This window comes from Bacillus sp. ISO11 (assembly GCF_003458115.1).
Lineage (GTDB): Bacteria > Bacillota > Bacilli > Bacillales > Bacillaceae_G > Bacillus_A > Bacillus_A cereus.
The window spans coordinates 29,126-43,345 of record NZ_QXCO01000001.1 but is presented as its reverse complement, the minus strand read 5'-3'; the positions used below and the strand labels follow the sequence as shown (position 1 = coordinate 43,345).

Sequence of the window (14,220 nt, the reverse complement as noted above, 5' to 3'; positions counted from 1 at the left end):
TTATTAGCGGCTGTTTTGTGTTGTATATTTTCGTTGTACTTGAAAGAGACGGATAAGTAGGAAGGCAGCGCCAAATGCTAGACCGATAATAAGACCGATCCAATAGCCTTTTGCGGCCCATTCTGTATACGTTGCTAATATATAACCTAGTGGTAGACCTATTATCCAATAAGCAATTAAAGTCATAATTAGAGCGACATTTACATCTTTATAACCACGCAGAGCTCCTTGTACAGGGGTTGCAATTGCATCTGAAATTTGAAATAAAATCGCAAAGATAAGAAATTCTTTTGCTAAATGATGAACTTTTGCATCTGTCGTATAAATAGAAGCAATTTGATCATCAAAGAAGTAGAGAAGAATCGAATATAATAAAGCAAAGGCAAGGGCTAATCCAATTCCAATCAGTCCGTATTGTTTTGCATTATCGAAACGTTTTGCACCAACTTCGAATCCGACCGCAATAGTCATTGCCATTGCTAAACTTAGCGGAGTCATATATAACAAGGAAGCAAAGTTCATAGCTGCTTGGTGAGCTGCAATAGTTGTCGTACTAAAATTACTCATCATAAGCGTTACCGCAGCGAAAATACTCGTTTCAAAAAAGATAGCAAATCCGATAGGGACGCCAAGCTTTAAGAATGCTGTCCAACTCGAAAGAGAAGGGCGGTATAATTGTTTGAAAATGTTGAAAGAGGCAAAAGGCTCTTTCGTCTGAATAATAATGACTGTAATAATTAAAATGCACCAATATGTTGCAGTGGAAGCAATTGCCGCTCCGACACCACCAAGCTTTGGGAAACCGAAGTTACCAAAGATTAATAAGTAATTTAATATTACGTTAATTGGTAATGATAGTAATGTAATAATCATCGTTGTTCGAGTTTTTCCTAATGCATCAATAAATCCACGTAAAACCGTGTAAGTGAATAAAGGTATAATTCCTATTGCGATAATACTTAAAAATTGAGCTGCAATACGTTCCACAGGTTCTTCTAAGCGCATGCCGTTTAAAATAGGTGAAACGACGAAGAAACCGATGAGGATAACAACGAAGCTAGCACAAATTGCTAAATAAACTGCTTGTATGACAACGTGAGGAACGTCCTCTTTTTTCTTGGACCCAACGAGCTGGGCAACAATGGGAGTCGTGGCCATTAAAATCCCTGTTAACCCAGTACTAACTGGAATCCATATACTTGTTCCAATTGCGACACCTGCTAAATCAGTTGGGCTTGCATGTCCTGACATTGTTGTATCAAAAAAACTCATCGCAAATAATGACATTTGCGTTACGAAAATCGGAAAAAATAGTAATACAAATTGCTTTAACTTTTGTGAGAATGAAGTAGTTTCTTTCATAAAATCCCCTTTCCGTATAAAAAAACAAACTCTTACTATCATACAATTTAATCAAAGATTAGAAAAGAAATACGCGCCTACAACATATGAAACCAATAAAAAAAAGGATGCACTTTGAAAAGGGATAAGGTATTATGATAAGGTGTGAAAAAATTACATATTATTTGTTATTAAGGAGGCACTACTTGTGGCTGATTGGTTAATTGGTTTAATCATGGGTGCTGTTGAAGGGTTAACAGAGTTTCTACCAGTATCATCAACAGGACATATGATTTTAACAGGACATTTAATTGGATTTGACGATGAGAGAGCGAAAGTTTTTGAAGTTGTTATCCAATTGGGATCGATTTTAGCAGTTGTTGTTATATTTTGGAAGCGTCTATGGTCGTTAGTTGGAATAGGTAAAGTAACAGACGGACCATCGTTAAATTTATTACATATTATTATCGGGATGATTCCTGCCGGGGTACTTGGCGTATTATTCCATAGCACTATTAAAGAGGTTTTATTTGGTCCAGGACCAGTTGTTATTAGCTTAGTAGCCGGTGGTATTTTAATGATTGTTGCTGAGAAGTTTTCAAAACCAAGTACAGCAAGAACGTTAGATGAAATCACATATAAACAGGCATTTACAATTGGAATGTTCCAATGTTTAGCTCTTTGGCCAGGATTTTCTCGTTCTGGTTCTACAATAAGTGGTGGTTTATTAGCTCGCGTGTCGCATACAGCGGCAGCTGAATATACGTTCATTTTAGCGGTACCGATGATGGTAGCTGCAAGTGGCTTAGATTTAATTAAAAGCTGGGATGTATTAAGCTCAGCAGATATAACGCTATTTGTAACAGGATTTGTAACTGCATTCGTTGTTGCGATGCTTGCAATTGTTTCATTCTTGAAATTATTATCTCGTGTAAAACTAACACCGTTCGCTTATTATCGTTTCATTTTAGCTGCGGTATTCTATTTCTTCATTATGTAAAATAAAAACCTGCCGAGCTCGGCAGGTTTTTATTTTACTAATTTTTCTATCATGTTTTCCATTACATGTTCCCAAAGAGAAGTATCATCAGCTAATGTAGCACGGAAATTAGCATACATTTCTTTTTGTTTTTCTTCGAATGTTGGATCTTCTTTTTCAGGTAATGTAGCGCGCATTGAAGTTACTAATTCTTGTACTTTTGGAGCGCGTGGTCCAAAGACGGCTTGTTCATTTCCATCTTTATCAATGAAAATAAAGATTGGAATCGCACGTGCTGTTCCATTTGTTAAATATTGATCCATTAATTCTAAGTTTTCATCGCGAATTAATAAACGCATATCAATATTTGCAACTTCAGAAATTCGTTTCATAACAGGTACGCATAAAAGAGCATCGCCACACCAATCAGCAGTTAATACGATAACACGCCAGCCATCATTTTGACGTTCTTCTAATACAGGAAGTAATTCATTTGGAATTAAAAAATTATTGTAAATGTGTAGTAGCTCGTATTGGTTTACTTGCATTTCATTCACATATGTATCAAAGGACATACCTTTATCAGCCCATTGTTGTAAGTTCATAATTAACACCTCTTTAGTAAGATTTGCTTTCATTGTACCAATTTTTATATAGAAAAGCTTGTATTCTTACTCTTTCTTGTCACTTAATAATTTATTTAATAGAAAAAAGAATAGTACGACACATAATTCAGTTAAGTTGGACATTTGTACGCTTTCTATCCAATCATCAGCAGTATGAATGACGAACCAATCTAGTGTAATTTCAATGAATGAGAAAAGAGTGAGAGAAATCCAATTTGGCATGTTTTGAGTCAATGGATATAGCAGCGCTTTGAAGAAACTGAAAATAAATAATGTAATACCATCTAAGAAAGTGATTAATAAAAAAAAGAGAAGTAAAGCAGTACGTGAACTATATGCTATACCTGTAATTTGAAAGATTCCTACATATACAAAAAATATAAATGTAAAAACTATAATGAGAAAAAGAGCAATAATACTAATGATAATTGTTTTATCTTTTAGGCTGAGATTTGAGAACCTATCCTCCTCATGCATTAAAATCCCCCTTTTTCTGGAAGTTGACTTCATTTTATCATGAAATACATATTAAAAAACTACGAATTATGGGAAAATAAGGTGACAAAAAGTAAGATTTCATGTAAAATTATTAATAAGGTTTTTATTTAACTAAATGAAATAAAAGGAGCTGTCAATGTTGTCTCAAAATCGAGAGCAATTAATGGAAGAACTATCGACAAATGTGTTTGCTATGTTTCGCACGTTGCGTAATGATATCGGAAAAATATTCGGTGGTTACATACCGTGGAATGAATTCATCGTCCTAAGAATATTAAATCGTACGAATAAAGAAATGGTATCGCGTGTAGCAAATGAATTAAATGTGTCGAATAGTCATATTACAGCTGTTACAGAAAAATTAATTAATAAAGGTTTTGTAACTCGTTCACGTTCTACATCAGATCGCCGAGTTGTGTATTTAGAGATTACAGAACAAGGGAAAGATTTAGTTGCGAAAATGGAAGATGCGAAAAAACAATATTTACAAGAAAGATTCTCTGCACTTTCTGAAGATGAAATGAATGTAATGATTTCAATTTCCAAAAAACTTATTTAAGTGATTATAAACAAGAAAACGCTTACGTGATAAAATAGAAGATCTTCCTTATAGATGGGAGATCTTCTTTCGTGTGTAATAGATGTTAATAAATAAAATGTGTATGAAAAAAGATAGAGCGCCATACTACTAATACAAGGAAGGAGGGAGAAATATGACGAATCGTAACGGTAGTAAAGGGAGCGGTAATCAAGGATCACCAAAGTCCGGCCAGTTTAATCAGGAATTTAGCACTGAATTTGAAACTGGTAATGATAATAAAGGGAAAGAATATCGTTCTAAAAAAGGGAGTAAATCAAAAAAGGAGTGAATTAATTCACTCCTTTTTTGATTTACGATGCTGCCGATTGATCCGTATTATATTTTTCTTCTGATTTTGCGACAATCATTGCGCAAATTGCATCGCCAGAAATGTTTACAGCTGTTCTAGACATATCTAGAATACGGTCAATACCGATAATTAAAGCGATACCTTCTACTGGTAGATTTACTTGATTTAAAACCATTGTAAGCATTACAAGTCCAACACCAGGTACACCAGCAGTACCGATACTAGCTAGTACAGCAGTTAATACGACCATAGCTAATTGCGGTAATGTAAGTTCAACTCCGTATACTTGAGCGATAAATACAGTGGCTACTCCTTGCATAATGGCAGTACCATCCATATTAATAGTTGCCCCTAGTGGTTGTACAAATGAGCTTATCGCTTTTGGAACGCCAAGCTTATCTTGTGCTGTTTTCATTGCAAATGGAAGCGATGCATTAGAGCTAGATGTACTAAATCCAATTGCCATTATTGGCCCGAAATGTTTAAAGAAACGAACAATACTTTCTTTTGCTAATATCTTTAATAAGCCACCATATACAAAGACCCCGTGAATAATGAGTACTAACATAACGACAATCATATACTTGAACATCGCAGCGACGCCTGCAAGCCCCATTTTACCAACGGATGAAGCGAGCAAACCGAATGTTCCAATTGGGGCTAATTTCATAACGAGATTAACAAGATACATCATTAATTCGTTGCCCTGTTCAAGTAATGAATGGATACCTTGAACTCGTTTTCCTAAAATAGCTATACCGAGTCCAATCAATACGGCAAAGGCAATGATTTGTAACATGTTTCCGTCAGCCATCGCTTTTGCTGGGTTATCTGGTACGATATTTAGCAATGTGTCAACGAAAGATGTTTCAGTTTTTGCACCTTCATACTTCAGACCTTCTGTTTTAAAATTACCGCCAGCTCCTGGTTTTATAATAAGTGCAAATGTAACCGCTATAGAGATGGCAACCGCAGTTGTTACGAGAAAGAATGAAATTGATTTTAAACCGATTCTTCCAAGTTGTTTCGGATCTCCAAGGCCGGCAGCACCAAGTACGATAGAAATGAACACAACAGGAACAACTAGCATTTTAATAAGTCGAATAAACAATTGACCAATTGGGTTGAACATATATTGATTTAGTGGCTCAAAGATAGATGGAGCAGCTAAATTTAGAGTGAGTCCAACAACTAGACCTAGAAATAATGCGATTAAGATTGCTTTTGTTTGTTTCAATAAAATCCCCCCTTTTGTTTTTGTGAAATTTCTTTCTAAAGTAATTATACCGAAAAAACCCCTAATTTAACTATATTTTCTGAATTTTTGGTTTTTAGGTGTAGATAGACTGATTTTGTGTTTGGAAAATAAAATAGACCATCACATAGGATGGTCTAGGGAAGGGGACAATTTATGTCAATTTAATTAGGGATGGAAGTTGCTTTAAGACACTGGGGAATGTCTTATAAATTAGGGAGGAACAACTTCAATACATATACTTTAAAAGGTATGTGTGACTCTCATGTGAACATAGGGTGAAAGAGAGAGGGAGTTTTAAATAAAAGGTAGAAAGACAAAAAAATAAGACCATCACATAAGATGGTCAAGGAAGGGGACAATTTATGTCAATTTAATTAGGGATGGAAGCTGTTCAAAGACACTGGGGAATGTCTTATAAATTAGGGAGGAACAACTTCGATACATATACTATAAAAGGTAGATGTGACCTCTGTGTGAACATAGAGTGAAAGAGAGAGGGAGTTTTAAATAAAAGATAGAAAGACAAAAAAATAAGACCATCATTTATAAGATGGTCAAGGAAGGGGACAATTTATGTCAATTTAATTAGGGATGGAAGCTGTTCAAAGACACTGGGGAATGTCTTATAAATTAGGGAGGAACAACTTCGATACATATACTATAAAAGATAGATGTGACCTCTGTGTGAATATAGAGTGAAAGAGAGAGGGAGTTTTAAATAAAATGAAAATTTAATGAGTGTTTTTTGTTCATCCCCTGTTTATTATTAGCCTTAACCAATCGGGCGTTTATTGCCCACAAATAGCGGAATAAAAGATAGAGCAAACAAAAAATAAGACCATCATTTATAAGATGGTCAAGGGAAGGGGACAATTTATGTCAATTTAATTAGGGATGGAAGCTATTCAAAGACACTGGGGAATGTCTTATAAATTAGGGAGGAACAGCTTCGATACATATACTATAAAAGGTGGATGTGACCTCTATGTGAACATAGAGTGAAAGATATGGGGATTTGAAAGATAGTACATATGAAATTGTTATTGCTAGCAATATAGAATTAGGATATAGAGTTTTCCAGCATAAAACGAAAAGGAATCTGAATATAAATAAAAGTTGTAATCTATGAAAAAAAGGATTATGCTCAACTATATTATGAGAATATAAGGTTTGTCCCAATTATTTAAGGGCTTTTAAAAAGCTTTTTATTTATGAGGGGAAGCTTCACTTTAATAAGGGAGTTAGTGATATGGACGTAACAAAAAAACAAGGGCTGTATAATCGTCTTATACGATTAAACCCACCACAAATATTAGCATTAGGCTTTTTCTGCTTAATTGTGGTTGGTGGTTTGTTATTAAAATTACCATTCGCAACGAAAGCACATATTAGTTGGGTAGATGCTTTCTTTACAGCAACGTCAGCAGCGACCGTAACTGGTTTGGGAGTAGTGGATACAGCAAGTACATTTACGGTGTTTGGCGAAATTGTTATTATGTTTTTAATTCAAACAGGTGGTTTAGGTCTTATGACAATTGCCATTTTAATTGTTTGGGTACTAGGTAAAAAAATCGGATTACGCCATCGTTTATTAATTGGAGAAGCATTTAATCAAACAAATATAGGTGGTCTTGTAAAATTAGTAAAGCGTGTCTTTATATTTTCGATTTGTATTGAACTTATTGGGGTCATCTTTTTATCGTTTCGCTTTATTCCAGAGTTTGGTTTTGGAAAAGGTTTATACTATAGTATTTTTCATGTAATTGCATCTTATAATAATGCAGGATTTGCTTTATGGCCAGATAATTTAACAAGATATGTAGGGGATCCCATTATTAATATTGGGATTTGCTCTTTAATTGTAATCGGAGGACTCGGTTTTACCGTATTAATTGATATATGGTATAGTCGCAGTTTTCGAAAATTATCACTTCACTCAAAAATAATGATTATTGGAACAGTAGTGCTAAATGTTATAGCAATGATTGTAATTTTTGTATTGGAATATAATAATGTGAAGACGTTAGGGAATTTATCTTTAAATGAAAAACTATGGGCTTCCTTCTTTCAAGGTATTACTCCGCGGACAGCTGGATTTAATACGGTTGACTATGGAGGTATGGAAGAATCATCTATATTATTTACGATGATTTTAATGTTTATTGGTGCAGGAAGTGTATCGACAGGTGGAGGAATTAAATTAACGACGTTTGTTATCTTAATTACATCTGTCCTTTCTTTCTTTAGAAAAAAGGAGGAAATTGTTTTATTTCAGCGTACAATTAAAATGTCGACAGTAACGAGGGCATTAGCAATTGCTGTTGCCAGTCAAATACTTATTTTAGCAGCGGTATTCATATTAATGCTTACAGAAAACTTCAGCTTTATTCAATTATTATTTGAGACAATATCAGCGTTTGGCACAGTCGGATTAACGATGGGAATTACTGCACAGCTATCGGCATTCGGAAAATGTATTATTATGTTTGTTATGTTCTGCGGATTAATTGGACCATTAACACTTGTGTTCTCTTTAGCGCGACCAGCAAAACAAAAAATAAAATATCCATCGGAAGATGTGTTTACAGGATAAGGTATCCCGCGTTAAGCGAGATACCTTTTTCTTTTTTAGAACAGGGAGAACAATAGACCAATAAGTGCTACTCGGAATAAAATTGCGATAAGTGCAGCAATTCCACCGACAACTGCAGCGATACCGCCAGTTACAGTAGCTCCGCGATTATAAGCGTAAATACCGAGTAAAACAGAAACAAGACCAAATAGTGTTGGAAATGTAAATAGCGATAAGATAGATAGCGCAAGAGCGATAAAACCAGCAGTTGATCCAGCAGCGGACGATTTTACAACATCTTTATCGTCTTTATCATCGTAATCATAATCAATGCGTTGTGGTGCAACCTCAGCGGCGTACTCTTCTTTATAGTCACTATAATCACTATCTATTCTATCTCTTCTTTTATAATCATCAAATTTCTCAGTCAAAGTCATGACTCCTTTCATAACAAGGTTCAATAGTAGTATGTATCTCTTTTTCTTTTTTATCCCGCTATTTGTGGGAGTCGAGCTACGTACACATCCCACTGATTAAAGTTTCACTATACCGGAGCATGTACAGGGAGTAGTATCTTTTAAAAGAAGGAAAATGTTTTTTTGAAATAGGAAAAGTTAGTATGACTTCCTCTATTTTGGAAAATATAAAAAGGAATAATGAGGAAAGGGTGCAATACATAATGGAACATCCAATTGAAAATTTAATGAAAACGGCAATGACAAATTTAAAAGAGATGGTAGATGTAAATACAATTGTTGGGAGCCCGGTTTCAACAGCTGACGGAAATGTAGTATTAACAGTATCTCAAGTGGCTTTTGGTTTTGGAGCTGGTGGAAGTGATTTTAAAGGGGATTTCATCACTGAAAAACATAACGGTGGGCAAAATCAGCATAAAGAGAACAAACAAGGGCATCCATTTGGAGGAGGAAGCGGGGCTGGGGTTTCCATTAGTCCAGTAGCTTTTTTAGTAGTTGGTTCTAATGGGGTGCAAGTATTACATCTCAACAGCAGTACACATTTAATTGAAAAGGCTTTAAATACTGTACCAAGCACTGTAGATAAATTTGTGAATGCTCGTCAAAAGTGAACTTGCATTTTTTAGGAATTATGATATATTAGAAAAAGTGCGCTTTAGGATGATCGGAATAATTGAAATGTAAATATATATGATGTGTGGAATAAGGGAGAGGAATTTATGATTAATATCAAAAACTTAGTAGTTGGCTTATTTATGTTAGTTAGCGGCTTTGTTGTATATGTAATAAAAGAAAAAGCTCCATTCTAAAACAGACAAACCGTTAATGTCTGTTTTTAATTTACGGAAAAAAGTTGACAAGTTATTGTATTGGTGTTAGAATTTTAATTCGTGTCTCGGTTACAGCTAGTGTAAAGTAAATATCTCTTATGAATGCAATACGAAAAGTTTGCGAAAGATCGGGTAATTTTATCAACAACTTTTGTGAACAAACCCTATAAATTGTATTTGTAAGCTATATATGTATACTAGTGAATCAAGGAGCGGTCAGTGGAACCGTAATGATGAGAGAGAGGTAGGGCTTTCATCCAGTATATGTTACTTTCCCGTTAGGTGAATATAAAAAAGAGGACTCCTTTTAAAAGGGGTCCTCTTTCATTTTTTAAGTGCGACTTTCAACTTGTTGACAAATTTCATCCGTTGTTAAACCGTGAGCTGTAATGACTGATCCTTTAATTGATGTATCTGCAATGCCCATCACATTAGAATCTTGCCCAGTTACAACGCAACAATCACACCCTTGTGCATCCTGTTCTGAGTTAAGTGTAACAACTTCATGACCTTGTTGTTGAAGAGCTTGTTGAACGTCTGTTAATGAGTTTTCAACGCCAATTCTAGCCATAATTATCACCTCCTACCATCTAATTGCTAGTATGCTCAAGTTCACTGCATATATTTATGAAAAGACGGTAGGAAGTAAATCTTTGTTTAGTCGTTATATACGCCAGTAAGCATTTGACTAACGAATTGATCGTTTAATGTATCTTGTGCTGAAGAAGTATTTGAATGGATGTCGATTGAAGCAATAAAATGATTATGTTCTTTCGTATTTGGTTCTACCTCTACGTAATTATCGAATTTACAAAAACCTTTCGTATCCATTAGATCAAATAATTGCAGCATTTCTACTACCTCTTGTCTCGTTCCTTTAATTTGTACACACGCCATATTTATTTCCTCCTTTATTTTGACAAATTGTTTTTTAAAAATAGGATTATGATTACGAAATGAAAAATATGAATGTTATTTTTAGACAGCGCTATTTTTGTTATTTTCCCCCTTTTTCAGCAAAAGTCGTTATATATCCCCGGATTTATAAAATCGGACGTCCGTTTATTGAATACAATAGATTCGTATCAATTGATGAAAATCCTTCTTTTAAACAAATATTTTTTTAGTGGAAATTGGCGAAAAAATTTTTTGACTTTTTGTAAACGTTAACAATGTTGTTAAATCAGTATAAGCAAAGAAGTACGTACGATTAAAAATTATAAATTTTCTAAAAATTCACTTGATTTATTTAGAAAGGAGAGTAAACTAGGAAACAATAAAAAATTCATAGAACATAGGAGGCGCTTCTAGTGAATGAGCAATGGATTTTCTTAAATGGAGAATTTGTTCCAAAAGATGAGGCAAAAGTTTCAGTATATGATCATGGCTATTTATATGGCGATGGAGTGTTTGAAGGAATTAGAGTTTATAGCGGTAATGTTTTCCGTTTGAGAGAGCATCTTGTCCGGCTGTATGAATCAGCAAAATCAATCCTTTTAGAAATTCCATATTCATTAGATGAAGTAACAAATATTGTTGTTGAGACGATTCGACAAAATAAATTATCTAATGGATACATTCGCCTTGTTGTATCAAGAGGAGCAGGAAATCTTGGATTGGATCCCGATTCATGTAAGAAGCCGAATGTAGTAGTAATTGCAGAACAATTATCTTTATTCCCACAAGAATATTATGAGAAAGGGATTCCAGTTGTAACAGTTGCAACGCGCCGAAATCGTCCCGATGTTTTATCCCCTCAAGTAAAATCTTTAAATTACTTAAACAATATTTTAGTTCGTATTGAAGCGAAATTAGCTGGAGTACAAGAAGCACTTATGTTAAATGATCAAGGATATGTAGCTGAAGGATCAGGAGATAACGTGTTTATTGTTAAAGGAAATAAATTAATTACACCACCAAGTTCTGCTGGAGCGTTAGAAGGTATTACACGAAACGCCATTTTAGAAATCGGCGAAAAACTTGGGTATGACGTAAGAGAAGAGTTATTTACAAGACATGATGTATATGTAGCTGATGAAGTGTTTTTAACAGGAACAGCTGCTGAAGTGATTGCTGTTACGACAGTAGATGGTAGAACGATTGGCTTAGGGCAAACAGGTCCACATACGAACCGTTTATTAAAAGAGTTTCGTAAGTTAGTTGTAGAAGATGGAGAGAAAATTTACGAAGAAAATAAAGTTGGATAACAACTTTTTTAACATAAGAAAGCGTTGATAGGGAGGAGTAGTTGATTGTGAAGCCTCACAGAGAGTCGGTGGTTGCTGAAAACCGATGGTTCACGTCGACGAACATCGCCCTTGAGTGCTAAGCTAAAGCATTTGTCTAGGCTTAGACGGTAGCTCCGTTATTAGCTAGATCCATTTATGGATCACTGAGGCAAGAGTATTCTTGCGAAGAAGGGTGGTACCGCGAAATCTTTCGTCCCTTCAGCACATAGCTGGAGTGTGGACGTAGGATTTTTTTATTGTATAAAAGTTTGAAAAAGGGGGCTTATAAGAACAATGTCTTCAAAAACGGAAGAGAAACTGGCAACTGGTGCACAGCTATTGTTAGAAGCGCTAGAAAAGGAAGGCGTAGAAGTGATTTTCGGTTATCCGGGTGGTGCCGTTTTACCTCTCTATGATGCATTGTATGATTGTGAAATTCCGCATATTTTAACAAGGCATGAGCAAGGGGCAATTCACGCTGCTGAAGGGTATGCCAGAATTACAGGGCATCCAGGGGTTGTAATTGCAACGAGTGGGCCAGGTGCTACAAATGTAATTACGGGTCTAGCTGATGCGATGATTGATTCATTGCCACTTGTAGTATTTACAGGCCAAGTAGCAACAACGTTAATTGGGAGCGATGCTTTTCAAGAGGCAGATATTATGGGACTTACGATGCCAGTGACAAAACATAACTATCAAGTGCGAAAGGCCTCAGATTTACCTCGAATTATTAAAGAAGCATTTCATATTGCTAAAACTGGAAGACCAGGACCAGTCGTTATTGACCTTCCGAAAGATATGGTAGTCGAGAAAGGTGAGCAATGTAGCAATGTACAAATGGATTTACCGGGATATAACCCTAATTATGAACCGAATCTACTTCAAATAAACAAATTACTCAAAGTAATTGAAACCGCAAAAAAACCGTTAATTTTAGCTGGAGCGGGTATATTGCATGCGAAAGCTTCGAAAGAATTGACAAATTTTGCTCGTAAATATGAAATCCCTGTTGTGCATACATTACTTGGTCTTGGTGGTTTTCCACCAGATGATGAACTATTTCTAGGGATGGGAGGAATGCATGGTTCTTATACAGCCAATATGGCGTTATATGAATGTGACTTACTCATTAATATAGGCGCGAGATTTGATGATCGGCTTACAGGGAATTTAGCTTATTTTGCTAAAGGGGCTACTGTTGCGCATATCGATATCGATCCAGCAGAAATTGGGAAAAATGTGCCAACTGAAATTCCTATTGTTGCAAGTGCTAAGCGGGCATTGGAAGTATTACTTGAACCAGAAGGGGGAAAAGAAAATCATCATGAATGGATCACTTTATTAAAGGGGAGAAAAGAACAATATCCATTCTCTTATAAAAGAAATTCTGAAAGTATTAAGCCCCAATACGCAATTGATATGTTATATGAAATTACGAAGGGAGAAGCGATTGTAACAACAGACGTTGGGCAACACCAAATGTGGGCAGCCCAATATTATCCGCTGAAAAATCCAGATAAATGGGTAACTTCTGGTGGATTAGGAACGATGGGGTTTGGATTTCCAGCAGCAATCGGTGCGCAAATTGCAAAGCCTGAAGAATTAGTTATTGCAATTGTTGGTGATGCTGGGTTTCAAATGACTCTACAAGAATTAAGTGTATTAAAAGAACACGCTTTACCCGTTAAAGTATTTATTTTAAATAATGAAGCTTTAGGAATGGTAAGACAATGGCAAGATGAATTTTACAATCAAAGATATTCACATTCTTTATTACCATGCCAACCAGATTTCGTCGCTCTTGCGAATGCATATGGCATAAAAGGTGTTCGTATTGACGATCCACTTCTTGCAAAGAAGCAAATCCAGCATGCGATCGAATTACAAGAGCCAGTCGTAATTGATTGTCGTGTACTTCAATCAGAGAAGGTTATGCCGATGGTTGCGCCAGGAAAAGGTGTTCACCAAATGGAGGGAGTGGAAAAAGGGTGAAGAGAATTGTTACAGCGACAGTTCGAAATCAAAGTGGTGTGTTAAACCGAATCACAGGGGTTATGACACGAAGACATTTTAATATTGAAAGTATTTCAGTAGGTCATACAGAATCATCAGATATATCGCGAATGACGATTGTTGTACACGTTGAAAGTGAACAGCAAGTGGAGCAGTTAATTAAACAACTGCATAAGCAAATTGACGTACTGAAAGTATCAGATATTACAGAAGAAGCAATGATTGCTAGAGAGCTTGCTCTTATTAAAGTAGCAACTTCTGTAGCGAGGGCAGAATTATATAGTTTAATTGAACCGTTTCGAGCCGCTGTAATAGATGTTGGGAAGGATTCCATAGTTGTGCAAGTAACAGGTACGCAAGATAAAGTAGAAGCGTTAATTGAATTACTTCGTCCATACGGTTTGAAAGAAATTGCTAGAACAGGTGTAACAGCATTTACACGTAGTATGAAAAAACAAGATAAGCAAGTTATGTTAATTCAATAATCATTTAAATATAGGGGGAAA

At 35.5% G+C, this 14,220-nt stretch carries 16 protein-coding genes and 1 other annotated feature; of the genes, 9 read left to right on the top strand and 7 right to left on the bottom strand.

Features of this window, described 5'->3' with window-relative positions; translation table 11 throughout:
* Positions 1-3 precede the first annotated feature (3 nt).
* Positions 4-1,362 (bottom strand): MATE family efflux transporter, encoded by a 1,359-nt coding sequence (locus tag D1166_RS00240; protein ID WP_000665550.1) that lies wholly within the window; start codon positions 1,360-1,362, stop codon positions 4-6.
* 187 nt (positions 1,363-1,549) lie between these two features.
* Here D1166_RS00240 and uppP point away from each other — a divergent pair, with 187 nt between their 5' ends.
* Positions 1,550-2,341 carry a bacitracin resistance undecaprenyl-diphosphatase gene (uppP, locus tag D1166_RS00235; protein WP_000796256.1) on the top strand — a complete coding sequence of 264 codons (792 nt, stop codon included), beginning with the start codon at positions 1,550-1,552 and terminating at the stop codon, positions 2,339-2,341.
* A gap of 29 nt (positions 2,342-2,370) precedes the next feature.
* Here uppP and D1166_RS00230 read toward each other — a convergent pair whose 3' ends face one another.
* Both D1166_RS00230 and D1166_RS00225 read right to left on the bottom strand, forming a co-directional pair.
* A complete protein-coding gene (locus D1166_RS00230; protein WP_001999429.1) occupies positions 2,371-2,958 on the bottom strand; it encodes a thioredoxin family protein in 588 nt (195 codons plus the stop codon).
* Between the two features lie 33 nt (positions 2,959-2,991).
* Positions 2,992-3,423 carry a regulatory YrvL family protein gene (locus tag D1166_RS00225; RefSeq protein ID WP_000544068.1) on the bottom strand — a complete coding sequence of 144 codons (432 nt, stop codon included), beginning with the start codon at positions 3,421-3,423 and terminating at the stop codon, positions 2,992-2,994.
* Positions 3,424-3,583: 160 nt separating this feature from the next.
* On the opposite strand from D1166_RS00225, the gene D1166_RS00220 reads away from it, so the two are divergent.
* Both D1166_RS00220 and D1166_RS00215 read left to right on the top strand, forming a co-directional pair.
* Positions 3,584-4,003: a MarR family winged helix-turn-helix transcriptional regulator gene (locus D1166_RS00220; protein ID WP_000081432.1), complete on the top strand. Its 420-nt coding sequence runs from the start codon at positions 3,584-3,586 to the stop codon at positions 4,001-4,003.
* A gap of 154 nt (positions 4,004-4,157) precedes the next feature.
* Positions 4,158-4,313: a hypothetical protein gene (locus D1166_RS00215; RefSeq protein ID WP_000184928.1), complete on the top strand. Its 156-nt coding sequence runs from the start codon at positions 4,158-4,160 to the stop codon at positions 4,311-4,313.
* Between the two features lie 22 nt (positions 4,314-4,335).
* Here D1166_RS00215 and D1166_RS00210 read toward each other — a convergent pair whose 3' ends face one another.
* A complete protein-coding gene (locus tag D1166_RS00210; protein ID WP_097861904.1) occupies positions 4,336-5,571 on the bottom strand; it encodes a dicarboxylate/amino acid:cation symporter in 1,236 nt (411 codons plus the stop codon).
* 1,270 nt (positions 5,572-6,841) lie between these two features.
* On the opposite strand from D1166_RS00210, the gene D1166_RS00205 reads away from it, so the two are divergent.
* Positions 6,842-8,185, top strand: a complete 1,344-nt coding sequence (locus D1166_RS00205; RefSeq protein ID WP_097813779.1) for a TrkH family potassium uptake protein — start codon at positions 6,842-6,844, stop codon at positions 8,183-8,185.
* A gap of 35 nt (positions 8,186-8,220) precedes the next feature.
* Here the strand turns inward: D1166_RS00205 and D1166_RS00200 are convergent, their stop codons facing one another.
* Positions 8,221-8,595, bottom strand: coding sequence for a hypothetical protein (locus tag D1166_RS00200; RefSeq protein ID WP_000136546.1), 375 nt, complete (start codon positions 8,593-8,595; stop codon positions 8,221-8,223).
* A 188-nt stretch (positions 8,596-8,783) separates the two neighbouring features.
* Between D1166_RS00200 and ytfJ the strand changes: the two genes are divergently transcribed.
* Both ytfJ and D1166_RS00190 read left to right on the top strand, forming a co-directional pair.
* On the top strand, positions 8,784-9,251 hold the full coding sequence (gene ytfJ, locus D1166_RS00195; protein ID WP_097861903.1) for a GerW family sporulation protein: 468 nt from the start codon (positions 8,784-8,786) through the stop codon (positions 9,249-9,251).
* Between the two features lie 108 nt (positions 9,252-9,359).
* Entirely contained in the window at positions 9,360-9,449 is a 90-nt protein-coding gene (locus tag D1166_RS00190) for a hypothetical protein (protein WP_000608227.1), read from the top strand.
* Positions 9,450-9,801: 352 nt separating this feature from the next.
* Here D1166_RS00190 and D1166_RS00185 read toward each other — a convergent pair whose 3' ends face one another.
* Together D1166_RS00185 and D1166_RS00180 are read right to left on the bottom strand one after the other, a co-directional pair.
* Positions 9,802-10,041: a YkuS family protein gene (locus tag D1166_RS00185; protein WP_000101022.1), complete on the bottom strand. Its 240-nt coding sequence runs from the start codon at positions 10,039-10,041 to the stop codon at positions 9,802-9,804.
* An 86-nt stretch (positions 10,042-10,127) separates the two neighbouring features.
* A complete protein-coding gene (locus D1166_RS00180) occupies positions 10,128-10,367 on the bottom strand; it encodes a DUF3911 family protein (protein WP_000752512.1) in 240 nt (79 codons plus the stop codon).
* A gap of 413 nt (positions 10,368-10,780) precedes the next feature.
* On the opposite strand from D1166_RS00180, the gene ilvE reads away from it, so the two are divergent.
* The 3 genes from ilvE (at position 10,781) to ilvN (ending at position 14,199) form a co-directional block, all read left to right on the top strand.
* Positions 10,781-11,677, top strand: coding sequence for a branched-chain-amino-acid transaminase (gene ilvE / locus D1166_RS00175; RefSeq protein WP_001005487.1), 897 nt, complete (start codon positions 10,781-10,783; stop codon positions 11,675-11,677).
* 15 nt (positions 11,678-11,692) lie between these two features.
* Positions 11,693-11,920, top strand: a binding site (T-box leader).
* A gap of 72 nt (positions 11,921-11,992) precedes the next feature.
* The gene (ilvB, locus tag D1166_RS00170; protein ID WP_000095832.1) at positions 11,993-13,693 is read left to right on the top strand and encodes an acetolactate synthase large subunit; all 1,701 of its coding nucleotides are present in this window, start codon (positions 11,993-11,995) and stop codon (positions 13,691-13,693) included.
* Positions 13,690-14,199 carry an acetolactate synthase small subunit gene (gene ilvN / locus D1166_RS00165; protein WP_000822952.1) on the top strand — a complete coding sequence of 170 codons (510 nt, stop codon included), beginning with the start codon at positions 13,690-13,692 and terminating at the stop codon, positions 14,197-14,199. The genes ilvB and ilvN overlap by 4 nt, the downstream gene beginning before the upstream one ends.
* Positions 14,200-14,220: the final 21 nt, after the last annotated feature.

Excerpts from the sequence above, each read along its gene's own strand:
- D1166_RS00240 (WP_000665550.1), bottom strand. The coding sequence starts at position 1,362 with ATGAAAGAAACTACTTCATTCTCACAAAAGTTAAAGCAATTTGTATTA.
- D1166_RS00230 (WP_001999429.1), bottom strand. The coding sequence starts at position 2,958 with ATGAAAGCAAATCTTACTAAAGAGGTGTTAATTATGAACTTACAACAA.
- D1166_RS00225 (WP_000544068.1), bottom strand. The coding sequence starts at position 3,423 with ATGCATGAGGAGGATAGGTTCTCAAATCTCAGCCTAAAAGATAAAACA.
- D1166_RS00215 (WP_000184928.1), top strand. The coding sequence starts at position 4,158 with ATGACGAATCGTAACGGTAGTAAAGGGAGCGGTAATCAAGGATCACCA.
- D1166_RS00205 (WP_097813779.1), top strand. The coding sequence starts at position 6,842 with ATGGACGTAACAAAAAAACAAGGGCTGTATAATCGTCTTATACGATTA.
- ytfJ (WP_097861903.1), top strand. The coding sequence starts at position 8,784 with ATGACTTCCTCTATTTTGGAAAATATAAAAAGGAATAATGAGGAAAGG.
- D1166_RS00190 (WP_000608227.1), top strand. The coding sequence starts at position 9,360 with ATGATTAATATCAAAAACTTAGTAGTTGGCTTATTTATGTTAGTTAGC.
- D1166_RS00185 (WP_000101022.1), bottom strand. The coding sequence starts at position 10,041 with ATGGCTAGAATTGGCGTTGAAAACTCATTAACAGACGTTCAACAAGCT.
- D1166_RS00180 (WP_000752512.1), bottom strand. The coding sequence starts at position 10,367 with ATGGCGTGTGTACAAATTAAAGGAACGAGACAAGAGGTAGTAGAAATG.
- ilvB (WP_000095832.1), top strand. The coding sequence starts at position 11,993 with ATGTCTTCAAAAACGGAAGAGAAACTGGCAACTGGTGCACAGCTATTG.